Source organism: Ramlibacter sp. 2FC, from assembly GCF_005503345.1.
Lineage (GTDB): Bacteria > Pseudomonadota > Gammaproteobacteria > Burkholderiales > Burkholderiaceae_C > SCMQ01.
In genome coordinates this window covers 1-22,310 of the sequence record NZ_SCMM01000025.1, presented here as the reverse complement: position 1 = coordinate 22,310, position 22,310 = coordinate 1, and the positions used below count along the sequence as shown (strand labels likewise).

Below are 22,310 nucleotides of genomic sequence, written 5' to 3'. Positions count from 1 at the left end.
GATGTCGATCCCGATTGCGCGCAGCGAGCTGGTCCTGGGTGGCCAGAAGAGCGGCAAGTCGCGCCGTGCCGAGCTGCTGGCGCGCCAGTGGCTGCAAGCCGCGCCCGCGCACCGCGCCGTGCTGGTCGCGACCGGCCAGGCCTTCGACGAGGAGATGCAGGGGCGCATCGCGCGCCACCAGCGCGACCGCGCCGAGCGCGTGCCGGGCCTGGCGACGGTCGAGGAGCCGCTGCAGCTGGCCCAGGCCCTCGCGCGCCTGAGCCGGCCCGACACCCTGGTCGTGGTCGATTGCCTCACGCTGTGGCTGACCAATCTGCTGATGCCGGCCGAGGGGAGGGCGCAGCCGTCCGAACCGCTGGTGGCCGAGCTGCTCGAGGCGCTGCGTGCAGCGCCCGGCCCCGTGGTGCTGGTCGGCAACGAGATCGGCCTCGGCGTGATCCCGCTCGGGCGCGAGCTGCGCGCCTTCGTCGATGCACTCGGCCGGCTGAACCAGGACCTGGCCCAGGCCTGCGCCCGGGTCACGCTGATGGCTGCCGGCCTGCCTCTGACCCTGAAGGAAGACGCATGAAGTTCTGGTCCCTGTTGTTCGTCGTGCTGAGCCTGTGCGGCAGCGCCTCGGCCGTGCAGCTCAGCGACGACCGCGGCGTGACGGTCACGCTGGACAAGCCGCCGCAGCGCATCGTGAGCCTGCTGCCCTCGCTGACCGAGACCGTCTGCCAGCTCGACCAGTGCCATCGCCTGGTCGGCGTGGACCGCTACTCGACCTGGCCCGAGAGCGTGCGCCGGCTGCCCCAGGTCGGCGGCGGGCTCGATCCCAACATCGAGGCCATCGTGGCCCTGCGGCCCGACCTGGTGCTCGCGGCCACCTCCTCGCGCGCCAGCGACCGGCTGCGCGCGCTGGGCATCAAGGTGGTGGCGCTGGAGCCCAAGACCCATGCCGACGTGCGGCGCGTGCTCGACAAGATCGGCCTGATGCTGGGCGTCGCCGACGCGCAGAAGGTCTGGCGCGCGATCGACGCCGGCGTGTCGGCGGCCGCGCAGTCGCTGCCGGCCGGCGTGCGCGGCACCCGGGTCTATTTCGAGGTCAACCGCGGCCCCTATGGCGCGGGCGAGGCCTCGTTCATCGGCGAGACCCTGGCGCGGCTGGGCGCGAAGAACATCCTGCCGGCCAGCCTCGGGCCCTTCCCCAAGCTCAACCCCGAATACATAGTGCGCGCCAACCCCGACCTGATCATGATCGGCGCGCGCAATGCCGAAGGCCTGGGCCAGCGCCCCGGCTGGCAGACCATCAGGGCCCTGCGCGAGCAGCGCATCTGCGTGTTCGAACCCGACGAGGCCGACGTGCTGGTGCGGCCCGGGCCGCGCATGGCCGACGCCGCGCGCCTGATGGCGCGCTGCCTGGCCGACAAGGCGCCCAGGGCGCAGGCGGCCGCGCTCGCCGGAGCGCGCCAGTGAACCTGCGCCATGCCTCGCTGCTGGCCTGGTCTCTGGGGCTTCTGAGCCTGGGGCTGGTCGCGCTCGGCTTCTGCATAGGCAGCGCCGGTTTCGAGAACCTGCTGGGCCCGCTGCTGAACCCGGAGCAGGACCCGGCCCAGGCCGCGATGGCGCGCCAGATCGTCTGGGAGATCCGCCTGCCGCGCACGCTCGGGGCCTGGATGGCCGGCGCCCTGCTGGGCTTGGCCGGGGCCGTGGCCCAGGGCCTGTTCCGCAACCCGCTGGCCGATCCCTACCTGCTCGGCAGCGCCTCCGGGGCCTCGCTGGGCGTGGCCCTGGCCCTGGTCGCGCTGGGCGGAGCGGCCGGCATGCTGGGCGGCAACATGATGAACGGCGCGGCCACGGTCAGCATGTTCTCCAGCAGCCTCTGGGTGCGGCTGGGCCTGACCGGGGCGGCCTTCTGCGGCGCGGTGCTGGCCGTGCTGCTGACCCTGGTGCTGGCGCGCGGCGTGCAGCACACGCTGCGCCTGCTGCTGGCCGGCGTGATCGTCGGCGTGGTGCTGGGCGCCATGACCTCGCTGGTGCTGCTGTTCTCGCCCGATTCGCTGCAGGCCATGCAGGCTTTCATGCTGGGTTCGACCGGCTTCGTCGGTTGGACCGCCTGCGGCCTGATGGCCGTGGTCTGGGCCCTGTGCCTGGTCGCGGCCTGGGTGCTCGCGCGCGTGCTCGATGGCTTGAGCCTGGGCGAGGCCACCGCGCAAAGCCTGGGCCTGCCGCTGGCGCCGCTGCGCGCGGCCCTGGTCGCGGTGCTGGCCTTGGCCACGGGCACGGCCGTGGCGCAGACCGGGCTGATCGCCTTCGTCGGCCTGGCCGCGCCGCACCTGGTGCGCGCCGCGGTCAAGGTGCCGCATGGCCGGCTCATGGGACTGGCCAGCCTGATGGGCGCGGTGCTGCTGGCTGCGGCCGACCTGCTGGCGCGCGGCCTGATCGCGCCGCAGGAGCTGCCGGTCGGCGTGCTGACGGCCGTGCTCGGTGGCGGCTACCTGCTGTGGCTGATGCACCGCCGCACGCGCGGCATGACGGCGGGGGCCATGCTGTGACGGCGGCTGCGATTTCGACCGCCCTGCAGGCGGTCTCGGTGCGTGCGGGCCTGGGCGACCAGCCCGTGCTCGACGGACTGAGTCTGACGCTGGCCGCGGGCCGCTGGACCAGCATCGTGGGCCCCAACGGCGCCGGCAAGTCCACGCTGCTCAGGGTGCTGGCCGGCCTGCTCAGGGCCGAGGGCCGCGTCGAGCTGCTGGGCCGGCCGCTTGCGGACTGGCCGCGCCGCGAGCGCGCGCGCAAGCTGTCCTGGCTGGGCCAGAACGAGGGCGCGGCCGAGGACCTGACGGCTTACGACGTGGCCATGCTGGGGCGCCTGCCGCACCAGGCCTGGATGGCGCCGGCCAGCGCGGCCGACCATGCGGCCGTCGAGCAGGCGCTGCGCGCCACCCAGGCCTGGGACTGGCGCGAGCGCCCGCTGGGCCAGCTCTCGGGCGGCGAGCGCCAGCGCGTGCTGCTGGCGCGCGCGCTCGCGGTGCAGGCCGAGGTGCTGCTGATGGACGAGCCGCTGGCCAACCTCGATCCGCCGCACCAGGCCGACTGGCTGGCCCTGGTGCGCGGGCTCGTCGCGGTCGGCAAGACCGTGGTCAGCGTGCTGCACGAAATCTCCATGGCCCTGCATGCCGACGACCTGGTCGTGATGCAGCAGGGCCGCATCCTGCACCACGGCGCCTGCGCCGAGCCGCGCTCGCACCGGGCGCTGGAGCAGGTGTTCGAACACCGCATCGCCATCCATGCCCTGGCCGGGCAATGGGTGGCGCTGCCCATGCCCTGAGAACCCCATGCAGATCGAAACCCCTCCGACCGACAAGCCCTACGAGAAACCCGAAGGCGAGCGCCGCGGCCTCGTCATCGTCAACACCGGCGACGGCAAGGGCAAGAGCACGGCCGCCTTCGGCCTGGCGCTGCGCGCCCATGGGCGCGGCAAGGCCGTCAAGATCTACCAGTTCATGAAGGTGCCGAGTGCGCGCTTCGGCGAGCACCGCGCGTTCGAGCAGCTTGAGGCATTCCGTCCGGCGCCGGGCCGCCCCAAGCCGGACGCGGCCCCCTCGGGGGGCAGCGAGGACACGCAGTGCCGAGCGTGGGGGCCCATGATCGAAGGCCTGGGCGACGGCTTTTCCTGGAAGAGCCAGGACCTCGAGCGCTCGGCCCAGCTCGCGCGCGAGGGCTGGGAAAGGGCCAAGGCCACGATCCTGGCCGGCGCGCATTTCCTGGTCGTGCTCGACGAGATCACCTACCCGCTGATCTACGGCTGGCTGCCGCTGGCGGATGTGCTGCAGACCCTGCGCGATCGCCCGAAGGGGGTCCATGTCTGCCTGACCGGACGGCGCTGCCCGCCCGAGCTCGTCGAGCTTGCCGACACCGTGACCGAGATGGTCAAGGTCAAGCATGCCTTCAACGCCGGCATCCCCGCGCAGCGCGGCATCGAGGACTGATGGAGCCGTCGCCCCATGCCTTCGAGCCCGAGGCGCAGCGGGCGGTCTACCGCGCGATCTTCGAGCGGCGCGACATGCGCCATTTCGCGGGTGGCCGGGTGCCGCCCGAGCAGCTGCGCCGCCTGCTCGAGGCGGCCCACCATGGGCCCAGCGTAGGCTTCATGCAGCCCTGGCGCTTCATCCGCGTGAGCGATCCGGCGCTGCGCCAGCGCCTGCACGAGCTGGTCGAGCGCGAGCGGGTGCAGACCGCGCGCGCCCTCGGCGAGCGCGAGCAGGAATTCATGCGGCTCAAGGTCCAGGGCCTGCTCGAGGCGGCCGAGGTGCTGGCCGTGGCCCTGGCCGACGGCCGCGAGAAGCACGTGTTCGGACGCCGTACCCTGCCGCAGATGGACCTGGCCTCGGCCGCCTGCGCGATCCAGAACCTCTGGCTCGCGGCGCGCGCCGAAGGCCTGGGCCTGGGCTGGGTCTCGCTGTTCGAGCCGGCCGAGCTCGCGGCCCTGCTGGGCCTGCCCGCGGGCGCCGAGGCTATCGCGTTGCTGTGCCTGGGGCCGGTGCAGGCCTTCTACGACCAGCCCATGCTCGAGCAGCAGCGCTGGGCGCGCCGCGCGCCGCTCGCTGACCTGGTGTTCGACGAGCGCTGGGGCCGGCCCTCGGCCTTGTTCGAGCCCGGCGGGGAGGGGGCCGCTCCATGCTGAGCGCCGAGGTCCTGAGCGCAGCCGTGCTGGTCGCGCTCGCGCTCGACCGCTGGCTCGGCGAGCCGCCGGCGCGCTGGCATCCCGTGGTCTGGATTGGACATTTCCTGGGCTGGGCCGGGCGTCGCGTCGCGCCGCCGGCCGGTGCGCAGGCGGCCGCGCTCGACGGTGCGAGCCTGCTGCGCGGCAGCCTGGCCTGGTGCGCAGGTGCGGCCTGCGTGCTCGCCCTGGCGGCAGGCCTGCAGCTGCTGCTGGTGCAGGCGCCGGCTTGGCTCGCCGCGCTCGTGCTCGGCCTGCTGCTCAAACCCCTGCTGGCCTGGCGCATGCTGCGCGGCGAGGTGCAGGCCGTGGAGGCCGCGCTCGCCCTGTCCTTGGAAGCCGGCCGCGAACGCCTGTCCTGGCTGGTCAGCCGCGACGTGACGGCGCTGAGCGAGAACGCGGTGCGCGAGAGCGCGATCGAGTCGCTGGCCGAGAACCTCAACGACTCGGTGATCGCGCCGCTGTTCTGGTTCGCCATCGCGGGCCTGCCCGGCGCAGCGCTGTACCGCTTCGCCAACACCGCGGACGCGATGTGGGGCTACCGCGGCGAGCGCGAGGGCCGGGTCTGGGAATGGGCCGGCAAATGGGCGGCGCGCGCCGACGACGCGCTGTCCTGGCTGCCGGCGCGCCTGACCGCGCTGCTGCTCGCGCTGCCCGCGGGCGGCCTGTCTTGGCGCGCGCTGCGCCGCGAGGCAGCACGCACGCCTTCACCCAATAGTGGCTGGCCCATGGCCGCGATGGCGCTGGCGCTGGGCCTGCGCCTGGCCAAGCCCGGTGTCTATGTGCTCAACGAAGCGGGGCGCCCGCCGCAGGGGCCGGACACGGCGCGCGCCTGCGCCCTGGCCGGCCACAGCCTGGCCCTGCTGGTGGGCTTGGCGGCGCTGGTGCTGCTCGTCTTGGCCGCCGGGGGCGCGCATGGCTGACACCCTGGCGAGCGGACCCGTGCACGGCGGCCCCGATGCGCTGGGCGTGCCGCGCCACGACTTCTCGACCAATGCCAACGCCTGCGGGCCCTGTCCCGAGGCGCTGGCCGCCGTGCAGTCGGCCGACGCCGCGCGCTACCCCGATCCCGGCTATGCCGTGCTGCGCGCGCAGCTGGCGGACCGGCATGGCGTCGCGCCCGCGCGCATCGTGCCCGCGGCGAGCGCCAGCGAATTCATCTTCCGCATCTCGGCCCTGGTGGCAGGGCAGGGCGGCAGCGTCTGGTTGCCGGCCCATGGCTACGGCGACTACGCGCGCGCGGCCCAGGGCTGGGGCCTGGCTGCAGTGGGCGATCCGGCCAAGGCGCAGCTGCTCTGGGCCTGCGATCCGGCGAGCCCGTTGGCCACGCCGCACGAGGGCCTGGCCGAACTGGTGGACGGGCTGTCGAGCGGCCAGCTCTGCGTGCTCGACCTCGCCTACGAGCCGCTGCGCCTCGAAGGCGCGCTGGCGCTCGATGTGAGCCAGTGCGAGCGCGTCTGGCAGCTTTGGACGCCGAACAAGGCCCTGGGCCTGACGGGCGTGCGCGCGGCCTACGCGATCGCGCCGCGCGGCGCCGAGGCGCCGGCGGCGCGGCTGGCGGCGCTCGCACCTTCCTGGCCGCTCGGCGCGCACGGCGTGGCCCTGCTGCAGGCCTGGACGCGGCCGACCGTGCAGGACTGGCTGGCCCGGAGCCTGGAGCGGCTGCGCGAATGGAAGCTGCGCCAGGTCCACGTGTGCGAGTCGCTGGGCTGGCAGGTCCTGCCCGGCGTCGCCAATTTCTTCTGCGCCCGCCCGGACAGCGCCGATCTGGCCGCCGACCTGCGGCGCCTGCGCGCGCGGGGCGTCAAGCTGCGCGACACGGCCTCGTTCGGCCTGCCTGGCCAGGTGCGGCTGGGCGTGCTGGCGCCGCCCGCGCAGGACGCGCTGGTCGCGGCCTGGCAAGAGATCAAGGAGCAACCCCAATGACAGCCAAATGCGTGATGGTGCTGGGCACCACCAGCGGCGCCGGCAAGAGCTGGCTGACCACGGCCCTGTGCCGCTGGTACGCGCGCCAAGGCTTGAAGGTCGCGCCGTTCAAGGCGCAGAACATGAGCAACAACGCGCGCGTGGTCGCCACGCCGGCCGGCGGCTGGGGCGAGATCGGTTCGGCCCAGTATTTCCAGGCGCTGGCCGCGCGCGCCCTGCCCGAGGTGCGCATGAACCCGCTGCTGCTCAAGCCCGAGGCCGACACGCGCAGCCAGGTGGTGCTGCTCGGCGAGGTGCAGGCCGAGCTTTCGGCGCTGCCCTGGCGCGGCCGCAGCGAACGTGTCTGGCCGCAGATCGCCGCCGCCCTCGACGCGCTGCGCGCCGAGAACGACGTGGTGGTGATCGAGGGCGCGGGCTCGCCGGCCGAGATCAACCTGCACGCCAGCGACGTGGTCAACATGCGCGTGGCCCGGCATGCCGGCGCGCGCTGCCTGCTGGTCACCGACATCGACCGCGGCGGCGCCTTTGCCCACCTCTATGGCACCTGGGCCTTGCTGCCCGAGGACGAGCGCGCGCTGATCCGTGGCTTCGTGCTCAACAAGTTCCGCGGCGATGCGGCCCTGCTCGCGCCCGCGCCCGAGCAGCTCGAAGCCCTGACCGGCGTGCCCACGGTGGCCACGCTGCCGATGTGGTGGCATCACGGCCTGCCCGAGGAAGATGGGGTCTTCGATGACAGATCCACTGCGGCCGGCGCGGTGACGCGCACGGTCGCCGTGATCGCCTACCCGCGCATCAGCAACCTCGACGAATTCCAGCCCCTGAAGAACATTGCCGGCCTGCGCCTGGTCTGGGCGCGCAGCCCGGCCGAGCTGGCCGGTGCCGCCTGGGTCGTGCTGCCGGGCTCCAAGGCCACGGCGGCCGACCTGGCCTGGCTGCGCGCCCAGGGCCTGGACCGCGCCATTGCCGAGCATGCGGGCCGCGGCGGCATGGTGCTGGGTGTCTGCGGCGGCCTGCAGATGCTGGGCGAGGCCCTGGTCGATCCGCATGGCATAGACGGCAACGCGGCTGGCCTGGGCCTGCTGCCCCTGGTCACCCTGTTCGAGCCGGCCAAGACCGTGCAGCACACGCCCGCGCGTTTCGAGGCGCTGGCTGGGCCCTGGGCGCCGCTCTCCGGCGTGGGCGTGCAGGGCTACGAGATCCATCACGGCCAGACCGCGCAGCACCCGGCCATGGCCGCCCAGGGCGATGTCGCGCGCCTGGCGCTGAGCGATGCCCGGGGCCAGGCCCTGGGCTGGCAGAACCCGGCCGGCAACGTGCTTGGCCTGTACCTGCACGGCCTGTTCGAGGACCCGGCCGTGCTGCATGCCCTGTTCGGCGCGCAGGCGGCCACGCTGGACCAGGTGTTCGACGGCCTGGCCGACTACATTGACCGCCATTTCGCGCCCGGCGCATTGTCGGAGCTGATTTCCTGAACCTTTCGACACGACCATGAACTTCGCGCTTCCCGAGATTCCCGAACTGTCCCAGCCCGAGCTGGCGCTGGCCCTGCAGCACAAGATCGACCAGAAGACCAAGCCCCTGGGCTCGCTAGGGCGGCTGGAGGCCCTGGCCCTGCAGCTGGGCCTGATCCTGGGCACCGAGTCGCCCGCGCTCACGGCGCCGCAGCTCGTGGTGTTCGCCGGCGACCACGGCCTGGCCGCGCGCGGCGTCTCGGCCTACCCGAGCGATGTGACCTGGCAGATGGTGGAGAACTTCCTCGCCGGCGGCGCGGCCGTGAGCGTGCTGGCGCGCCAGCACGGCATCGCGCTCACGGTGGTCGACTGCGGCGTGCGGCACGACTTCGGCCCGCGGCCCGGGCTGCGCGACTGCAAGCTCGCGCCCGGCACGGCCGACGCGGCTGCCGGCCCGGCGATGAGCGCGGCGCAATGCGCCCAGGCCTTGGCCAACGGCGCGGCCTTGGTCAGGGAACTGCCCGGCAAGGTGCTGCTGCTCGGCGAGATGGGCATAGGCAATACCTCGGCGGCCTCGCTGTTGCTGGCGCGCCTCGCCGGTCTCGAGATCGCCGACTGCACCGGCGCCGGCACCGGTCTCGACGAGGCCGCGGTCGCGCGCAAGACCGAGGTGCTGCGCGAGGTGCTGCTGCGCCACGAGGGCGTGAGCGAACCACTGGCCGCGCTGGCGGCCCTGGGTGGCTTCGAGATCGCGACCATGGTCGGCGCCGTGCTGCAGGCCGCTAGCGAGCGCCGCGTGATCGTGGTCGACGGCTTCATCACCAGCGCGGCCGTGCTGGTGGCGCAGAAACTGCGGCCGCATGTGACCCAGCGCTGTGTGTTCGCCCACCGCTCGGGCGAGCGCGGCCACGCCCTGATGCTGGCGCAACTGCAGGCGCATCCGCTGCTGGACCTGGGCCTGCGCCTGGGCGAAGGCTCGGGCGCCGCGCTGGCCTGGCCGCTGCTGGCCTCGGCCTGCGCCATCCTGCGCGAGATGGCGAGCTTCGAGTCGGCGGGGGTGTCGCAGGCCGATGGCCGCTGAGTCTCGGCTTCAGGCCACCTGGGTGCAGTTGCGCCCGCCGCTCTTGGCCTGGTAGAGCGCCGCGTCGGCGCGCGCCAGCATGGCGGGCAGGGTGTCCGCTTCGCCTGTCCAGTCGGTCAGGCCTATGCTCACCGTCCAAGTCAGTGCGTCGTTCCGGCTGCTGGCCGCATGGATGCGCCGGGCGACCCGCTGGGCTGCGCCCCGGTCGGTGTCGGGCAGCAGAAGCATGAATTCCTCGCCGCCGTAGCGGCCCAGCCGGTCGCTGGGGCGCAGCTGCGCGGCCGTGCGCGTCGCAAAGTCGGCCAGAATCCTGTCGCCATGCTGGTGGCCATGCCTGTCGTTGACGGCCTTGAAGTTGTCCAGGTCCAGCATCAGCAGGGACAGCGGGCGGCCGTGCCGGCGGCTGCGCTCGATCTCCTCCTCGCCCGCCTGCATGACGGCGCGCCGCGTCAGGGCCCGCGTCAGCATGTCGTGGCGGCTCATCTGCTCGAGCTCCAGGTGCAGCTTGTCGCTGGCCACGAGCACGCAGGCTATGGTGATCAGGGGCACGGACACGGCGGCCGCGCCGACGAAGAACAGCTGCAGCGGCGAGGGGGCGAACAGGCTGCCGCTGGCGAAACCCAGCTGCACGCCCGCGAAGCGCAGGGCCCAGAGCAGCAGCTGCACGCCCAGCACCAGCAGGGTCAGCCAGACCGCGAAGCCGCGCCTCGGCTGGCGCAGCAGCAGGTGCAGGTGAGCCAGGATCACGGCGCTTATGGCCAGGGCCATGGTGCCCACGCGCGCGCCGAAGCTGGGCGCGACATGGGTGAACCAGCTCAGCGCCCCCATGACGGCCAGCACCAGGGCCGCCCAGACCGGCCAGGGCGCCAGCACCTCGACGCCGAAATGGCGCCGCGAGCCCAGGTAGAACAGCAGGGCCCCGGAAAGCAACAGGCCGTTGGCGGCGATGACGGTTAGCAGCTCGGGCAGCGTGCCGCGTCCCGTGAACAGCGCGATGGCCACGCACCAGAGCAGCGGCGCGGCCGACCATTCGGCCAGGCCGGCGATGGAGCGCGGGTAGCTGCGCCACATGGCGAACAGCACCACCGACATCACCAAGCTCATGAAACCGGCCATCACGACCAGATAACGCGGGTCGAACGACATCCTGCGTGCCCAACTCCATCCACAGACCACTTGCCGGGGGCGCCACGCGCAGCATCGCCCCGTCCCCCTGCCCAGGCCGTGGAGGCGCCGGACAATTGAAACTTTTGTTTCCTTGTGCCGCAGTATAGCCAGACGGCGCGGACCGCCGCCGCTCAGGGAGCCAGCGTCTTGGGCTGGTAGTCGCACCAGGGCGCGACGCGGCATTCCCAGCAGCGCGGCTTGCGCGCCTGGCAGACATAGCGGCCGAGCAGGATCAGCCAGTGGTGCGAGTCCACCAGGTAGGCCGGCGGCACACGCTTCATCAGCTGCATCTCGACCTCGTAAGGGTTTTTGCCCGGCGCCAGGCCGGTGCGGTTGCCGACGCGGAAGATATGCGTGTCCACCGCCATGGTGGGCTGGCCGAAGGCCACGTTGAGCACCACGTTGGCGGTCTTGCGGCCCACGCCGGGCAGCGCCTCCAGGGCCTCGCGCGTGCGCGGCACCTCGCCGCCATGCCGCTCGACCAGGATGCGGCAGGTCTCCATCAGATGCCTGGCCTTGCTGCGGTACAGACCTATGGTCTTGATGTAGCTCTCCAGGCCTTCTAGCCCTAAGTCCAGGATCTGCTGCGGCGTATGGGCCACGGGAAACAGCTTGCGCGTGGCCTTGTTCACCCCCACGTCGGTGGCCTGGGCCGACAGCAGCACGGCCGTGAGCAGCTCGAACACGCTCGTATACTCCAGCTCGGTATTGGGCTGGGGATTGGCCGCCTTGAGCGCGGCGAAAAACGGCTCGATGTGTTCCTTCTTCATCCGCGAATTCTCCCATGCCCCTGTCTTTCGCCGATCGCCTCAACAACGTCGAAACCTCGGCCATCCGCGAACTCTTCAAGCTGCTGGGCAAGCCCGGCATCATCAGCTTCGCCGGCGGCTTCCCAGACAGCGCCATGTTCGATGTGGACGGCATACGCGCCGCCGCCAACCAGGCCCTGGCCGAAGAGCCGGGCGGGGCGCTGCAGTACGGCGCCACCGAAGGCTACAACCCGCTGCGCGAACAGCTGGCCGCCTTCATGGCGGGCAAGGGCGTGCCGGGCCTGGCGCCCGAGGGCCTGATCGTCACCACCGGCAGCCAGCAGGCGCTGGACCTGATAGGCAAGACGCTGATCTCGCCCGGCGACAAGGTGATCGTCGAGGCGCCGACCTTCCTGGCCACTATCCAGTGCTTCCGCCTCTACGGCGCGCAGCTGATCGGCGCGCCGGTGGACGGCGAGGGCGTGCAGCCCGATGCGCTCGAGGCGCTGATTGCCGAGCACAAGCCCAAATTCGTCTACCTCATCCCCACCTTCGGCAACCCCACCGGCGCCCTGCTGAGCGCCGAGCGCCGCAGGCGCGTGCTCGAGGCGGCGGTGAAGCACCAGACCCTGATCGTCGAGGACGACCCTTACGGCGACCTCTACTTCGGCGCCGCGCCGCCGCCCTCGCTGCTGGCGCTCAGCCACCAGGTGCCCGGCAGCCGCGAGCTGCTGGTGCACTGCGGGTCGCTCTCCAAGGTGCTGAGCCCCGGCCTGCGCGTGGGCTGGATGATCGGCCCGGCCGAGCTGCTGGCCAAGGCCACCATGTGCAAGCAGTTCAGCGACGCCCACACCAGCACCTTCGCCCAGGCCACGGCCGCGCAATACCTCAAGGCCGGCCGCATGCCCGCCACCCTCGCCCATGTGCGCCAGGTTTACGCCGAGCGCGCCCAGGCCATGGGCAACGCGCTGCGCCAGCAGCTCGGCGACGCCATAGCCTTCGTCCAGCCCCAGGGCGGCCTGTTCGTCTGGGCCCGCCTCACCGGTGCCGGTGGCAAGGTCAAGGACGGCAACGAGCTCGCGAGGCGCGCGATCGAGAAGGGCGTGGCCTTCGTGCCCGGCGCGCCGTTCTACTGCGCCAACCCCGATCCCGCTACCCTGCGCCTGAGCTTCGCCACGGCGGACGTGGCGAAGATCGAGGAGGGGATTGGAAGGTTGGCGCAGGCGGTGTGAGCGTCGGTGGGTTCGCGCAGGGGCCGGTCAGGCTTCGGCCGCTTAGGCTGGATGTCCAAGATGGAGGACATGTGGGCGGCGGGTCGGTTGAGCGTTTGACGGGTTCGAACGGGCTGCGGACTTTCGAGACGTGACTGCAGGTCTCGCCATACGACCCGGCGCTGCCGTTTGCTGTCAAGAAGACCGGCTGTTCGTCTATGCACGGGAACGGCCACTTGCCGTCGCACAACTATTCCGAGGATGACTTCGCGAACGGCGGGTTTCAAGGTACAGCAGACGTAGCCACTTGACCGACCGTGGTGGCGCAACCTCCGAAGCGGTCATTCAGCGCCATGCTTATGACCAAGACCGCCGAAGAGCGCGACGCCTACTTCGGTGAGCCCTACGCCCGGATCACGGCTGACATCGGGCCGTTGATCACGACTGCGGGGCTTGAACTGCACGCGCTTGCGTGGGCGATCTCACAGCGGTGAACAAACGCCCTTTTTGGGGAGCCTCAGGTTGCCTCGAGGCTGGCGTCGATCGCGATCCTGGTGGCCACTGGAGTCACGATCTTCATCTGCCCGTGGCCCGGATTTGCCACGGTTTCAACCTTCACAAGCCCGAGCTTTTGCAGCTTGGCCACGTCCCTCGAAACCGCGCTCTGGTCGCGGTGGGAGGCCGTGGCCAGATCTCCGATGGAGCGACGGCGCTTGATCGCCAGACGCAGCAGTTCGAATCGCTTGGGCGTCAGCTCCGTCACAAACTCCTCGAACTCAATGCTCGTGAACGAGCGAGCGTGGGGCAGGACGTCGGCCTTCGCATCCAGCGCGCGAGCGACCTCCTTGCTCCTGCGCTTGTGCTCGCTCAGGGTCTTGTCCTTCGCGAAGTCTTCCAGGGAAATTTTGCGGGTCGTCACTTGTAGCTCCCATTCACGAATTCCATCGCGATCTCTTTCCACTCCACGTCGAAGCGATCGTACAACGCCTCATAGCCCGGAAAAGACTCGCGCGTCATCTCGCCCATGAAGTGCTTGTGCGAGAAGCCATGGGCGTTGTCGTACCCCAGCACGCGGCCATTGTCTCCGCTGAAGATCAGCGGGTTGATGTAGGCCAGCGCGTACTGAATGACCTTCTTTGAAGGCAACTCCCGAACCACCCGCTCCTTCAGCACACCGCCGCCGAATCTACGCGGAATCTGCACATCCGGCGGCGCGTAGATCTCCTGCCTTTTCGGGATCGTCTTTTTCTTAGCAGCCATGATCTATCAAATCCACCCTGTTGTCAATCGAACGGTCATTCTCGACGAGGCGAGGCCCTGGCTCAACTGTGTGTCCTTGCGAACGGCAGGACCGGGTCGCGCGCGCCAGATCCGCACCTGGAAAGCTGATGTTCGACTTTGAGCCCATCCCGGCCGACGCGAGGCCCTCGCAAACGACCGCTTCTATGGGGACTCTTTTGTCAAGCCGTTTTTGATGACGGCATCGATGGGGGTGGGTTCACGGTCCCCTGATAAGCGCACGCAGTGGGCATGAGGCACGCGGTGGCGGGGGGCTGGTCAAGGCTGGCCGAAGGCCACCCCAAGGTCTTGGCCTTGACGAGGCGATCGACACCGCCGATGCTGCCGCAGAGCTTGCTGGACGGGTGTTTTCGGCCAGCAAGCCTGACGACAGAAGACGACTCGCTCTTGTGATGCATCCTGATCCGAGGTCGGGGTGTGACGAGCGTTCGAGCCAGTGCTCGGACGAACTTCTATCCGTGCCGGGTGTGCTCACCCGGCACCCAATGCAGCATGCGCACAAAGTGCGCTGGCAAACCCCTGTTATCGGCGCGCCCCATCTGTTAAGACGGTCACGGTGCTGTGACCCGCGGTCGTTGCGGGCACGTCGACCTTTGATCATGATGATGCGTTCCATGTCAAGCCGAGTGTTGGATCCCGGCTGTCTGGCCTCAGGCGGTGGCCGGCTTGAGCGTGGCGCCGGCCGGGATCTCGCCGTGCTCGAGGTAGCGCCACAGCGCGATAGCCAGCCTTCGCGCCAATGCGACGATGCCTACGCGGCGCATGCGCTTACCCCCTGACGCGAAGCGCCGGTTGAACCACTGCGTCAAGGCGCTGTCGGGCTGCAGGCGCAGCCAGCTCCACGACAGCTCCACCAGTAAGGATCGCGCTCGCTTGTTGCCGGCCTTGCTGATGCCCTGCTCGATCTGGCTGTCGCCGCTGGCGTAGGGCGTGGGTGCCAGCCCCAGGCAGCCGGCGAGCTCGCGCCGGTTCGCAAAGCGCCGCCAGCCAAACAGCTCCTTGACCAGCACCCAGGCACCCTTCGGTCCGATCGCGCGCAACTGGGTCAGCTGCACCACCAGCAGCTGCTTGCCATCGGCCATCTCCTGGCGCCGCGCGGCCTCCAGCGCCCTGATCTGCTGCTTGACCAGCGCGAGGCGCGCGCTCTCGCGCTCGATCTCGGCGCGCAACGCAGGCGGTACCTGCTCGCCATGGCGCCCCCACCAGCGCGCCCAGTCGCGCCCGCCGATGATGATGCGCGGACGCAGGTTGTGCAGCACCAGCAGCGAGCCGATGCGGTTGGTGTGTGCGGTGCGCTCCTTCGCCAGCCGCGCCAGCTCGCGGTGCGTGCGCCGCGCGTCTTCGTCTTCGGGAGTCGGCTCATGCAGCACCGACCACACGCGTTCGCCCGCGCGGTGACGCAGCAGCATCGCCAGCAGCTTGTCGCCATCGAGCCGGTCGGTCTTCGCGCGCCTGGCGTGCCGGTTTACCTCGATGCTGGCGGAGTCGACCACGATGTTGTCGATGCCCTGCTCGGTCAGCCAGCGGTGCAGCCACCAGCCGTCGCGCCCGGCTTCGTAGCAGGAATGCACCTTGGCCTGCGGCTCGAGCTTGCAGCGCTCCTTGGCTTTGCAGATGCACGCTGCAACCGCGACTGTGTCACCGGCGTCAACGGTGTATCGGCTTGGGCCGCGGCGGCCATCGCTCAACGTCAACTGCCACTTCTTGTCACCAAGCTCGAAGCTCATGTACAGGTCGGCATGGATCGCCGTCTCCTGGCCTTGTAGGACGGTAGACATTTCAGTTCTCCTTTAACGAAGTTTGAAATCTACTTTTCTAGCTCAACCCGTCTCGATTGAGTGGTCCCACATAGCATCTGCTTACGAACATCGATTCCGCACAGCGTTGGCCGATCGGCAGCTTGCTGGGTGCTCCTGTCGGTCGGCCAGAATGCCGCGACAGGCGCCTTTGGGCACGCCTCGCCCATTAACGGTCCGGTCTTCACCGCAACGGCCGCTTCACTCTTCAATCCGGCAGTCCCCGCATTCGCACCGTGTGCTAGCAGCAGGCACCGCACAGATGGGTATTCGGAGTTTCTCAGGCGCAGCATTCAGAGACTGCCACCCCTCAGCGCCAGCGCATCGCGCAGCAAGCTGTTGACCCTCGTTTGCCAGCCCGGACCGCTGCTTTTGAGTGCGTCCATGACCTCGGCATCCACGCGCATGGTCAGTGCGACCTTGGGGCGGGCGAGCCGGGGGCGGCCGCGCATGGGCTGCATCCGGGCCAGTTGCTGATCGGTGAGCGGCGGATTGTCCGGGTCGCTCAGGGCCGCTGCCGTGATGGCGGCATCTTCTTCCGGGGTGGGCGGAATGAGCTTAGGGCGCTTGTTCATAACGGCGATACTCCCGTAAGTTGGCCTTGCGCAGGCTGATCACGCGGCGGCCCTCGGGCCGGTCCGTGAACACCACGACCCACAGCCGATCGTCCATGGGTGCCAAGGGCACCTGCCGCAGCTCACCGTAGTCCCGACGATCGTCTTGTGACACCAGTGCGTTGTCCCAGTCCAGCTGCGCCGCCGCTGCGAGGGAGACGCCATGCTTGGCCAGGTTCACGGCGTCTTTCGCGGCGTCGAACGTGATGTTCATTCTTATTTATTGTATGTGCATTTAATTGCCTGTGCCAGCTCGGCCAGCACGAACTGCACAGGGGCCAGCAGGGTGCTGGCGAGGTGGAAGTCCATGGCCATCGGGAGCATCAGCAGGCCGTGCCCAACCTCGGCACAGGCATTCTGGGAAAATCCTCCTCACCCGTTCCTGCAAAGCCCCACATGCCTCTGCCCGCACCCGCCCCCCGATCCCACCTGCACACCCGTGCCGTCGTCTTCCGCGGCTACCACCGCGAGGATGGCCTCTGGGACATCGAAGCCGAGATGTCCGACACCAAGACCTATGCCGTGGAACGCGAGCGCGGCACCATGCCACCCGGCACGCCGATCCACGGCATGGCGATCCGCGTGACGGTGGACGACGCCATGACGATCCGCGAGATCACCAGCGCCATGGACCACACGCCCTTCGGCGAATGCCAGCAGGGCAGGGACCCGATGCAGCAGATGGTGGGCGTCACCATGGGGCCGGGCTGGCGCCAGGCGATCGAGCGGGCGCTGGGCGGGATCAAGGGCTGCACCCACCTGCGCGAGCTGCTGTTCAACATGGCGACGGCGGCCTACCAGACCATTCCCTCCTACCGCGAGCGCCTGCGCCGCCAGGCCGGGCTGCCGCAGACCGAAAGCGAGCAGCCGCCCTACCACCTGGGCAAGTGCATTTCCTGGGACTTCGACGGGCCGGTGGTGCAGCGCCACTACCCCAGGTTTGCGGGCTGGCAGCCGCTCAAGCGCCAGGGCAAGCCGGACGTCCACCGTGGCTGAGGAGTCGCCGGTCCCTCAGGCACCCGAGCTTTCATTCCGTCGCCAGGCGTAGCCGCGCCTTCACGCCGCCTTCTTGGTCAACGCCAGGTGAATTTCCACAGACTCAAACGGCACAAACACGGTGTCATCGGGCGTGCGCTGCACCAGGCCGTGCTCTTCGAGCTTGGCCGTGTCGGTGTGCACATTGGAGTAGTTGCGCCCCACGGTCTTGGCCAGCGCGTAGACAGAGCAGGGGCCGCACTGGCGCAGTGCTTCCAGCAGGTCGATGCGCGCAGGCGTCAGCTCCGAGAACAGGGCGCGGGCGGACTCAAAGCTCAAATGGTAGTCGGTGGTGTAAGGGGTGTTGCCTCGCGCGCTGGCCTCGGCGGCCTTGAGTTGCTTGCGTGCCACGCTGAACACCGAGCCGCACGGGGCGATTTCAATGACGGCTTTCATGGCTTAGCTCCAGGTTTCCACATCGCGCTGGAAGTCGTCCAGCAACTGGGTTAACGATACGAAGCTGTAGGACTCTTCGGTGCCGTTCAGGTGCCGGTGGTCGCCCTTGCCGCGTTCGTTGTCATAGCGCACCCGGCAGTGGCCATCTGCTCCGAAGTACAGCCTGTACTTGTAGAAATGGGTGCAAGGGCGCAGCGGCTGCGGCAAACGCCAGATGACGATCTCTCCACCACCGAGCCGTCGTCCCGCACCTCCTTGGCCCTTGCAATTGGCTCTGCGCGCATTTGTATTGCATTTTAGCAATGTATTGCATAAATGCAATAATACGGCGAGCAAGCAATCCATGGTTCGGCCCTATGCTCGGAGCTTTGACTTGAATGCCCGCACCCCGATGGCCGAAAAGACGATCACCACCGACACCTACAAGCTTTTCCCCTCGCCGCGCAACCGGCACCGGGAGATCTTCGAGCACGAGGTCTTCGTGCCCCACCCCTACGCACTGATCGACCTGCCCAGCTTCCACCTGCAGGGCAAGTACAGCCTGTTCGCAGCTTGCCGTCTGGCCGACATGAAGATGGGGCAGCTCGTCACTTTCGAGCTGGCGGCGGACGAAGCGAAGTTCAAGGCGCGTTTCGTGCCCGACTGACGGCGCGGCCCGCCGCCACCTCAGGGCGAGCGGTGCAGGCGCGGCGCCGACAGCAGGGCGAGGTTGTCCGCTATGGACGCGTCGAGCTCGCGCCAGCGCCCGGCCAGCTGGGCGGCGGCCAGCGCGGTCTGCAAGGCCTTGAGGTCCTTCACGCTGGGCGCCACCTTGATCTGCGCGATGGCCGCCGCCTGGTTGCCGCCCTTGACCAGTGCCAGCACCTTGCCCGCCCATTCATTGCTTTTTGCCATGGCTTTCACCCGCTGCGAATCGAAGGCCTGAATGTACACAACAGGCTGTGCTCGGTGCGCGAGCGATACGGACGTGCGGGCACACCGCTGACGCACGGTACGATCGCGGCATTGCCCGGGAGGCCCTATGCTCAAGCGCGACAGCGAAGAAGAACAGTCCGTTGCTCTCTATTGGGACTTCGAGAACTTGCACGCAAGCCTTTGCGAGTCCAGGCAGGAGGGCTCCTATAGCAAGCAAGACAATCGATTCAAGGTTCAGGAGCCGCTGGTCGACGTTCAGGCCGTCGTTGAACTGGCCGCATCGTTCGGTCCGATTGCGATCAACCGCGCCTATTGCAACTGGCAGTATTTTGGCCGGTACCGCGACGCTCTGCTGCAAAGCGCGGTAGAGCTCATACAGCTGTTTCCACCCGGAGGCTCTGCCAAGAACGGGGCCGACATCAAGCTGTGTCTGGATGCGATGGAAGACATCGGCCGCTTCAGCCACATCGGCACCGTCATCATCGTGGGCGGTGACAGCGACTTCATGCCGGTGTCGCAAAAAGTCAAGGCCGCGGGCCGCACGCTGATCGGTGTTGGCGCGCGCAAGGCCACCAATCGCCACTGGGCCAAGAGTTGCCACGAGTTCCGCTACTACGAGAACCTGATTGAAAGCGAGGTTGAGGCAGCACTGGTGCCCGCACTGGCACCAGCCGACGCGGCACAGCCACCGTCGGCCGAACCTGCTGCCCGGCCCGATCCAGCGGCCGAAATCTTCAAGCGCGCGATTCGGCTGCTGGCGGAAACAAAGGGCGATGCCTGGGTGAACAAGGGTTCCATCTGGCACATGATCAAGCGGCTGGATTCCACCTTTGACCCCAAGGAACATGGCCACGCCAACTTCCGGGCCATGGTCAAGGCGTTTGATGCGATGGTGGAAGTCAAGGAGGGCGAGTCGGACCAGGTGGTCCGTCTGCGCTGATCCACGTCCGCCGCCGATGCCAGGATCAGCCTCAGGCCGCATAATCACCCCCCTCGCAGCACGTCCATCCTGGGCGCAAGCACCCATTGAAGGACAGGCATGAGAAAGACATTCAAACTCAACATCGAAGGCAAGCAGCGCGACCGCGTGCTGGACGCGGTCAAGCACGAGATCCGCAAATACCTCAAGCGCGAGCGCCGGCGCGAGCTGCCGGCGGGCGTGGACTACTGGGATTTCGACTGCCGCTTCGGCGCCACGCAGGAAGCCGCCGAGCCGGTTCACCTCGCCACGCTGATCAGCCTGATCGACGCGGTGGCCCGGGAGGGCGGCGAGCAGTTCTACGTCGAGATCCTGGCCAAGCACGGCCACCGTCAGGCGCGGCCCGAGCGGGCGGCCGGCGCTTCGGCCCAGGCGGCTTCCGCCGAATCGGCCGCCAGCTTCCTCGACGACGAGTCCTGAAGCTCCTCCCGGGCCGCTGGCATTCAGCGGCCCTGGGCCGCCGCCGCGGCGCGCAGCTTGTCCTTCTTGCTCGGGCGCTTGCCCTTGATGCCGCCCGGGCCGGGCGCTGCCGGCGCCGCCACCTCGGTGGGCTCGAAACCGGGCACCTGCTCGCGCGGCAGGGCGAGGTGCTGGCGCTTCTCGATCAGGCGGAAATGCGCCTCGGTGGCCGCGCTCACGAAGCTCACGGCCAGGCCGCTCTCGCCCGCGCGGCCGGTGCGGCCGATGCGGTGCACGTAGTCCACGGCCGAGCGGGGCAGATCGTAGTTCACCACCACCGCCAGCTGCGCGATGTCGATGCCGCGCGCCGCCAGGTCGGTCGTGACCAGCACGTCCCAGCGGCCCGCCTTGAAGTCGGCCAGCACCTGCTTGCGCGCGCCCTGGCTCAGGTCGCCGTGGAAGGCGGTGGCGTAGATGCCGGCCTTGTAGAGCTTGTCGGCCACCAGGCCGGCGGCGTACTTGGTGGCGACGAACACCAGCACGCGGTCCCAGTCGTTGTCCTGGATCAGGTGGCGCAGCAGCGGGCTGCGGCGGCCGGCATCGACCGCGATCACGCGCTGCTCGATGGTGGCCTCGCTGCCTTCGGGCGCGGCCACCTCCACCCGCACCGGCTCGCGCAGCAGGCCGGCGGCCAGCGCCTGCACGGCGGGCGGAAAGGTGGCCGAGAAGAACAGGTTCTGCCGCCGGGCCGGCAGTAGCGCCAGCACGCGGGCCAGCTCGTCGGCAAAGCCCAGGTCCAGCAGGCGGTCGGCCTCGTCCAGCACCAGGGTGTGGACGGCGGCGAGCTTGAGCGCGTTGTGCTCGACCAGATCGAGCAGGCGCCCGGGCGTGGCGACCACCAGGTCGGCCCCGCCGCGCAGGCCCATCATCTGCGGGTTGATCGAGACGCCGCCGAACACCACGGCCACCTTGGGCGGCTGGGCCAGGTGCTGGCCCAGGCTGCGCAGCACCTCGCCCACCTGCGCGGCCAGCTCGCGCGTGGGCACGAGCACCAGCGCGCGCACGCGCCGGGCGCCGCGCGGCGGCTGCTCGGGCGAAGCCGCTAGCAGCTGCTGCAGCAGGGGCAGGGCGAAGGCGGCAGTCTTGCCCGAGCCGGTCTGGGCCGAGCCCAGCAGGTCGGCGCCGCGCAGGATGGCGGGGATGGCTTCGGCCTGTATGGGCGTGGGCGCTGAAAAGCCCAGCTCGCCGGCGGCGCGCACGAGCTCGGGGGAGAGGCCTAGGGAGAGGAAGGGCATGTTCTTGGGCGCGGTGGGGCGGCCAGTGTAACGGCCGCGCCACTCAGCCCTGGCGCGCGGCGGCCGCGATGTCCAGCGAGCGCAGGCGCAGGGCCGGGTCGTAGACGTCGGACACCAGCATGAATTCGTCCGCCTGCGTGGCCTCGGCCAGGCGGGTGAGGCCCGCGCGCACGCTGGCGGGGCCGCCGATCACGGCCATGGCGAGGAAGTCGGCGATGGCGGCGCGCTCCTGCGGCGCAAGGCCCGCCATGAAGCCTTCCACCGGGGGCTGCAGCCGCCCGCGGCGGCCGGTCACGATGCCCAGCACGCGCTGGTAGGTGCTGCTGGCCAGGTAGTCGGCCTCCTCGTCGCTGGGGGCGGCGATCAGCGGCACGCCTATCACCACATGGGGCCGGGCCAGCTTTTCCGAGGGGCGGAACTGGCTGCGGTAGATCTCCAGCGCGGGCAGCAGCAGGCGCGGCGCGAAATGCGAGGCGAAGGCGTAGGGCAGGCCGCGTTCGGCCGCGAGCCGGGCGGAGAACAGGCTGGAGCCCAGCAGCCAGATCGGCACCTCGGTGCCGGCGCCGGGCATGGCGACCAGGCGCTGGCCCGGCCGGGCCGGGGCCAGCAGCTGCTGCAGCTCGGCCACGTCCCTGGGGAAATCGTCCTCGGTCTCGACGCGGTCGCGGCGCAGGGCGCGCATGGTCAGGGGGTCGGTGCCGGGCGCGCGGCCCAGGCCCAGGTCGATGCGGCCCGGGTAGAGCTCGGCCAGGGTGCCGAAGGCCTCGGCCACCACCAGCGGCGCGTGGTTGGGCAGCATGATGCCGCCCGAGCCCACGCGGATGCGTTGCGTGCCGCCTGCCACATGGCCGACCAGCACGGCCGTGGCCGAGCTCGCGATGCCGGGCATGTTGTGGTGTTCGGCCAGCCAGTAGCGGGTGAAGCCGAGCGACTCGGCGTGCCGGGCGGTGCGCAGCGCGATGGCCAGCGCGTCGGCCACCGTGCCGCCCTCGCGCACGGCGACCAGGTCGAGCATGGACAAGGCAATGTCTTGGAGAGCTTTCATGGGGGCCGATTGTGCGGCGCCGCGCCGATTTGCGCTGGCGTCGGGTTGTCTTTGGCTACTCAGCGCGGCGGGGTGGGCGCAGCAGGCGTCACAGGCGCCGGCGCGGGCGGCAGCACGACCGGGCCTTCGGCCGGCGGCGGGCTCTGGGGCGTGATCTCGAACGGCGTGAGCGGCTCCAGCGGCGCGGATGCCGGCGCGGCGGGCGGCAGGGCCGTTAGCTCCTCGGGCGCCGAGGCGGGGCTTTCGGGGG

Annotated in this window: 27 protein-coding genes and 2 pseudogenes; 16 read left to right on the top strand and 13 right to left on the bottom strand. The window is 69.9% G+C overall.

The window, feature by feature from the left end; genetic code table 11:
- The first annotated feature begins 1 nt into the window (after nt 1).
- The 10 genes and pseudogenes from cobU to cobT all read left to right on the top strand — a co-directional run bounded on the left by cobU (nt 2) and on the right by cobT (nt 9,160).
- Entirely contained in the window at nt 2-568 is a 567-nt protein-coding gene (gene cobU, locus FFS10_RS12415; protein ID WP_249931270.1) for a bifunctional adenosylcobinamide kinase/adenosylcobinamide-phosphate guanylyltransferase, read from the top strand.
- Entirely contained in the window at nt 565-1,455 is an 891-nt protein-coding gene (locus tag FFS10_RS12410) for an ABC transporter substrate-binding protein (RefSeq protein ID WP_137894784.1), read from the top strand. The genes cobU and FFS10_RS12410 overlap by 4 nt, the downstream gene beginning before the upstream one ends.
- Complete coding sequence (locus FFS10_RS12405) at nt 1,452-2,534, top strand: FecCD family ABC transporter permease (RefSeq protein ID WP_137894783.1); 1,083 nt, start codon at nt 1,452-1,454, stop codon at nt 2,532-2,534. Before FFS10_RS12410 ends, FFS10_RS12405 begins: the two co-directional genes overlap by 4 nt.
- Before the next feature lie 80 nt (nt 2,535-2,614).
- Nucleotides 2,615-3,310, top strand: a pseudogene (locus FFS10_RS12400) (ABC transporter ATP-binding protein); the annotation flags it as partial.
- Nucleotides 3,311-3,317: 7 nt separating this feature from the next.
- Nucleotides 3,318-3,971 carry a cob(I)yrinic acid a,c-diamide adenosyltransferase gene (gene cobO / locus FFS10_RS12395; protein ID WP_137894782.1) on the top strand — a complete coding sequence of 218 codons (654 nt, stop codon included), beginning with the start codon at nt 3,318-3,320 and terminating at the stop codon, nt 3,969-3,971.
- On the top strand, nt 3,971-4,666 hold the full coding sequence (gene bluB, locus FFS10_RS12390) for a 5,6-dimethylbenzimidazole synthase (protein ID WP_137894781.1): 696 nt from the start codon (nt 3,971-3,973) through the stop codon (nt 4,664-4,666). The genes cobO and bluB overlap by 1 nt, the downstream gene beginning before the upstream one ends.
- The gene (cbiB, locus tag FFS10_RS12385; protein WP_137894780.1) at nt 4,660-5,625 is read left to right on the top strand and encodes an adenosylcobinamide-phosphate synthase CbiB; all 966 of its coding nucleotides are present in this window, start codon (nt 4,660-4,662) and stop codon (nt 5,623-5,625) included. The genes bluB and cbiB overlap by 7 nt, the downstream gene beginning before the upstream one ends.
- The gene (locus FFS10_RS12380) at nt 5,618-6,628 is read left to right on the top strand and encodes an aminotransferase class I/II-fold pyridoxal phosphate-dependent enzyme (protein WP_137894779.1); all 1,011 of its coding nucleotides are present in this window, start codon (nt 5,618-5,620) and stop codon (nt 6,626-6,628) included. Before cbiB ends, FFS10_RS12380 begins: the two co-directional genes overlap by 8 nt.
- The gene (locus FFS10_RS12375) at nt 6,625-8,100 is read left to right on the top strand and encodes a cobyric acid synthase (RefSeq protein WP_137894778.1); all 1,476 of its coding nucleotides are present in this window, start codon (nt 6,625-6,627) and stop codon (nt 8,098-8,100) included. The genes FFS10_RS12380 and FFS10_RS12375 overlap by 4 nt, the downstream gene beginning before the upstream one ends.
- A gap of 16 nt (nt 8,101-8,116) precedes the next feature.
- Nucleotides 8,117-9,160, top strand: a complete 1,044-nt coding sequence (gene cobT, locus FFS10_RS12370) for a nicotinate-nucleotide--dimethylbenzimidazole phosphoribosyltransferase (RefSeq protein ID WP_137894777.1) — start codon at nt 8,117-8,119, stop codon at nt 9,158-9,160.
- 9 nt (nt 9,161-9,169) lie between these two features.
- On the opposite strand, the gene FFS10_RS12365 is transcribed toward cobT, so the two are convergent.
- Both FFS10_RS12365 and nth read right to left on the bottom strand, forming a co-directional pair.
- Nucleotides 9,170-10,306, bottom strand: a complete 1,137-nt coding sequence (locus FFS10_RS12365; protein WP_171016153.1) for a GGDEF domain-containing protein — start codon at nt 10,304-10,306, stop codon at nt 9,170-9,172.
- Nucleotides 10,307-10,458: 152 nt separating this feature from the next.
- Nucleotides 10,459-11,097: an endonuclease III gene (nth, locus tag FFS10_RS12360; protein WP_137894775.1), complete on the bottom strand. Its 639-nt coding sequence runs from the start codon at nt 11,095-11,097 to the stop codon at nt 10,459-10,461.
- Between the two features lie 20 nt (nt 11,098-11,117).
- Between nth and FFS10_RS12355 the strand changes: the two genes are divergently transcribed.
- Nucleotides 11,118-12,308, top strand: a complete 1,191-nt coding sequence (locus FFS10_RS12355; RefSeq protein WP_171016155.1) for an aminotransferase-like domain-containing protein — start codon at nt 11,118-11,120, stop codon at nt 12,306-12,308.
- Nucleotides 12,309-12,646: 338 nt separating this feature from the next.
- Nucleotides 12,647-12,781, top strand: coding sequence for a hypothetical protein (locus FFS10_RS23670; RefSeq protein ID WP_283957659.1), 135 nt, complete (start codon nt 12,647-12,649; stop codon nt 12,779-12,781).
- 23 nt (nt 12,782-12,804) lie between these two features.
- On the opposite strand, the gene FFS10_RS12350 is transcribed toward FFS10_RS23670, so the two are convergent.
- The 5 genes from FFS10_RS12350 to FFS10_RS12330 all read right to left on the bottom strand — a co-directional run bounded on the left by FFS10_RS12350 (nt 12,805) and on the right by FFS10_RS12330 (nt 16,210).
- Nucleotides 12,805-13,206 carry an HVO_A0114 family putative DNA-binding protein gene (locus FFS10_RS12350; protein ID WP_137894773.1) on the bottom strand — a complete coding sequence of 134 codons (402 nt, stop codon included), beginning with the start codon at nt 13,204-13,206 and terminating at the stop codon, nt 12,805-12,807.
- The gene (locus FFS10_RS12345; protein WP_137894772.1) at nt 13,203-13,547 is read right to left on the bottom strand and encodes a toxin-antitoxin system TumE family protein; all 345 of its coding nucleotides are present in this window, start codon (nt 13,545-13,547) and stop codon (nt 13,203-13,205) included. Before FFS10_RS12345 ends, FFS10_RS12350 begins: the two co-directional genes overlap by 4 nt.
- Before the next feature lie 689 nt (nt 13,548-14,236).
- A complete protein-coding gene (locus tag FFS10_RS12340) occupies nt 14,237-15,364 on the bottom strand; it encodes an IS110 family RNA-guided transposase (protein WP_137894771.1) in 1,128 nt (375 codons plus the stop codon).
- Between the two features lie 311 nt (nt 15,365-15,675).
- Nucleotides 15,676-15,957 (bottom strand): BrnA antitoxin family protein, encoded by a 282-nt coding sequence (locus FFS10_RS12335; protein WP_137894770.1) that lies wholly within the window; start codon nt 15,955-15,957, stop codon nt 15,676-15,678.
- Nucleotides 15,941-16,210: a BrnT family toxin gene (locus FFS10_RS12330; RefSeq protein ID WP_137894769.1), complete on the bottom strand. Its 270-nt coding sequence runs from the start codon at nt 16,208-16,210 to the stop codon at nt 15,941-15,943. Before FFS10_RS12330 ends, FFS10_RS12335 begins: the two co-directional genes overlap by 17 nt.
- Before the next feature lie 182 nt (nt 16,211-16,392).
- Here FFS10_RS12330 and FFS10_RS12325 point away from each other — a divergent pair, with 182 nt between their 5' ends.
- Nucleotides 16,393-16,992, top strand: a complete 600-nt coding sequence (locus tag FFS10_RS12325; protein ID WP_137894768.1) for a DUF2889 domain-containing protein — start codon at nt 16,393-16,395, stop codon at nt 16,990-16,992.
- A 60-nt stretch (nt 16,993-17,052) separates the two neighbouring features.
- On the opposite strand, the gene FFS10_RS12320 is transcribed toward FFS10_RS12325, so the two are convergent.
- Nucleotides 17,053-17,427 carry an HVO_A0114 family putative DNA-binding protein gene (locus FFS10_RS12320; protein WP_137894767.1) on the bottom strand — a complete coding sequence of 125 codons (375 nt, stop codon included), beginning with the start codon at nt 17,425-17,427 and terminating at the stop codon, nt 17,053-17,055.
- 3 nt (nt 17,428-17,430) lie between these two features.
- Entirely contained in the window at nt 17,431-17,772 is a 342-nt protein-coding gene (locus tag FFS10_RS12315; protein WP_249931269.1) for a toxin-antitoxin system TumE family protein, read from the bottom strand.
- A 46-nt stretch (nt 17,773-17,818) separates the two neighbouring features.
- On the opposite strand from FFS10_RS12315, the gene FFS10_RS12310 reads away from it, so the two are divergent.
- On the top strand, nt 17,819-18,073 hold the full coding sequence (locus tag FFS10_RS12310) for a hypothetical protein (protein WP_137894819.1): 255 nt from the start codon (nt 17,819-17,821) through the stop codon (nt 18,071-18,073).
- A gap of 20 nt (nt 18,074-18,093) precedes the next feature.
- On the opposite strand, the gene FFS10_RS12305 is transcribed toward FFS10_RS12310, so the two are convergent.
- Entirely contained in the window at nt 18,094-18,321 is a 228-nt protein-coding gene (locus tag FFS10_RS12305; protein WP_137894766.1) for a hypothetical protein, read from the bottom strand.
- A 127-nt stretch (nt 18,322-18,448) separates the two neighbouring features.
- On the opposite strand from FFS10_RS12305, the gene FFS10_RS12300 reads away from it, so the two are divergent.
- Both FFS10_RS12300 and FFS10_RS12295 read left to right on the top strand, forming a co-directional pair.
- The gene (locus FFS10_RS12300) at nt 18,449-19,282 is read left to right on the top strand and encodes an NYN domain-containing protein (protein ID WP_137894765.1); all 834 of its coding nucleotides are present in this window, start codon (nt 18,449-18,451) and stop codon (nt 19,280-19,282) included.
- A 99-nt stretch (nt 19,283-19,381) separates the two neighbouring features.
- Complete coding sequence (locus FFS10_RS12295; protein WP_137894764.1) at nt 19,382-19,741, top strand: DUF6172 family protein; 360 nt, start codon at nt 19,382-19,384, stop codon at nt 19,739-19,741.
- Between the two features lie 23 nt (nt 19,742-19,764).
- Here the strand turns inward: FFS10_RS12295 and FFS10_RS12290 are convergent, their stop codons facing one another.
- The 3 genes and pseudogenes from FFS10_RS12290 to FFS10_RS22990 all read right to left on the bottom strand — a co-directional run.
- Nucleotides 19,765-21,015, bottom strand: coding sequence for a DEAD/DEAH box helicase (locus tag FFS10_RS12290; protein WP_137894763.1), 1,251 nt, complete (start codon nt 21,013-21,015; stop codon nt 19,765-19,767).
- A 43-nt stretch (nt 21,016-21,058) separates the two neighbouring features.
- Nucleotides 21,059-22,060: an LLM class flavin-dependent oxidoreductase gene (locus FFS10_RS12285; RefSeq protein ID WP_137894762.1), complete on the bottom strand. Its 1,002-nt coding sequence runs from the start codon at nt 22,058-22,060 to the stop codon at nt 21,059-21,061.
- 59 nt (nt 22,061-22,119) lie between these two features.
- Nucleotides 22,120-22,310, bottom strand: a pseudogene (locus FFS10_RS22990) (hypothetical protein); the annotation flags it as partial.

Coding starts and splice junctions, on each gene's coding strand:
- cobU (WP_249931270.1), top strand. CDS start 2: ATGTCGATCCCGATTGCGCGCAGCGAGCTGGTCCTGGGTGGCCAGAAG.
- FFS10_RS12410 (WP_137894784.1), top strand. CDS start 565: ATGAAGTTCTGGTCCCTGTTGTTCGTCGTGCTGAGCCTGTGCGGCAGC.
- cobO (WP_137894782.1), top strand. CDS start 3,318: ATGCAGATCGAAACCCCTCCGACCGACAAGCCCTACGAGAAACCCGAA.
- bluB (WP_137894781.1), top strand. CDS start 3,971: ATGGAGCCGTCGCCCCATGCCTTCGAGCCCGAGGCGCAGCGGGCGGTC.
- cbiB (WP_137894780.1), top strand. CDS start 4,660: ATGCTGAGCGCCGAGGTCCTGAGCGCAGCCGTGCTGGTCGCGCTCGCG.
- FFS10_RS12380 (WP_137894779.1), top strand. CDS start 5,618: ATGGCTGACACCCTGGCGAGCGGACCCGTGCACGGCGGCCCCGATGCG.
- FFS10_RS12375 (WP_137894778.1), top strand. CDS start 6,625: ATGACAGCCAAATGCGTGATGGTGCTGGGCACCACCAGCGGCGCCGGC.
- cobT (WP_137894777.1), top strand. CDS start 8,117: ATGAACTTCGCGCTTCCCGAGATTCCCGAACTGTCCCAGCCCGAGCTG.
- FFS10_RS12365 (WP_171016153.1), bottom strand. CDS start 10,306: ATGTCGTTCGACCCGCGTTATCTGGTCGTGATGGCCGGTTTCATGAGC.
- nth (WP_137894775.1), bottom strand. CDS start 11,097: ATGAAGAAGGAACACATCGAGCCGTTTTTCGCCGCGCTCAAGGCGGCC.
- FFS10_RS23670 (WP_283957659.1), top strand. CDS start 12,647: ATGACCAAGACCGCCGAAGAGCGCGACGCCTACTTCGGTGAGCCCTAC.
- FFS10_RS12345 (WP_137894772.1), bottom strand. CDS start 13,547: ATGGCTGCTAAGAAAAAGACGATCCCGAAAAGGCAGGAGATCTACGCG.
- FFS10_RS12340 (WP_137894771.1), bottom strand. CDS start 15,364: ATGTCTACCGTCCTACAAGGCCAGGAGACGGCGATCCATGCCGACCTG.
- FFS10_RS12335 (WP_137894770.1), bottom strand. CDS start 15,957: ATGAACAAGCGCCCTAAGCTCATTCCGCCCACCCCGGAAGAAGATGCC.
- FFS10_RS12330 (WP_137894769.1), bottom strand. CDS start 16,210: ATGAACATCACGTTCGACGCCGCGAAAGACGCCGTGAACCTGGCCAAG.
- FFS10_RS12325 (WP_137894768.1), top strand. CDS start 16,393: ATGCCTCTGCCCGCACCCGCCCCCCGATCCCACCTGCACACCCGTGCC.
- FFS10_RS12320 (WP_137894767.1), bottom strand. CDS start 17,427: ATGAAAGCCGTCATTGAAATCGCCCCGTGCGGCTCGGTGTTCAGCGTG.
- FFS10_RS12315 (WP_249931269.1), bottom strand. CDS start 17,772: ATGGATTGCTTGCTCGCCGTATTATTGCATTTATGCAATACATTGCTA.
- FFS10_RS12310 (WP_137894819.1), top strand. CDS start 17,819: ATGGCCGAAAAGACGATCACCACCGACACCTACAAGCTTTTCCCCTCG.
- FFS10_RS12305 (WP_137894766.1), bottom strand. CDS start 18,321: ATGGCAAAAAGCAATGAATGGGCGGGCAAGGTGCTGGCACTGGTCAAG.
- FFS10_RS12300 (WP_137894765.1), top strand. CDS start 18,449: ATGCTCAAGCGCGACAGCGAAGAAGAACAGTCCGTTGCTCTCTATTGG.
- FFS10_RS12295 (WP_137894764.1), top strand. CDS start 19,382: ATGAGAAAGACATTCAAACTCAACATCGAAGGCAAGCAGCGCGACCGC.
- FFS10_RS12290 (WP_137894763.1), bottom strand. CDS start 21,015: ATGCCCTTCCTCTCCCTAGGCCTCTCCCCCGAGCTCGTGCGCGCCGCC.
- FFS10_RS12285 (WP_137894762.1), bottom strand. CDS start 22,060: ATGAAAGCTCTCCAAGACATTGCCTTGTCCATGCTCGACCTGGTCGCC.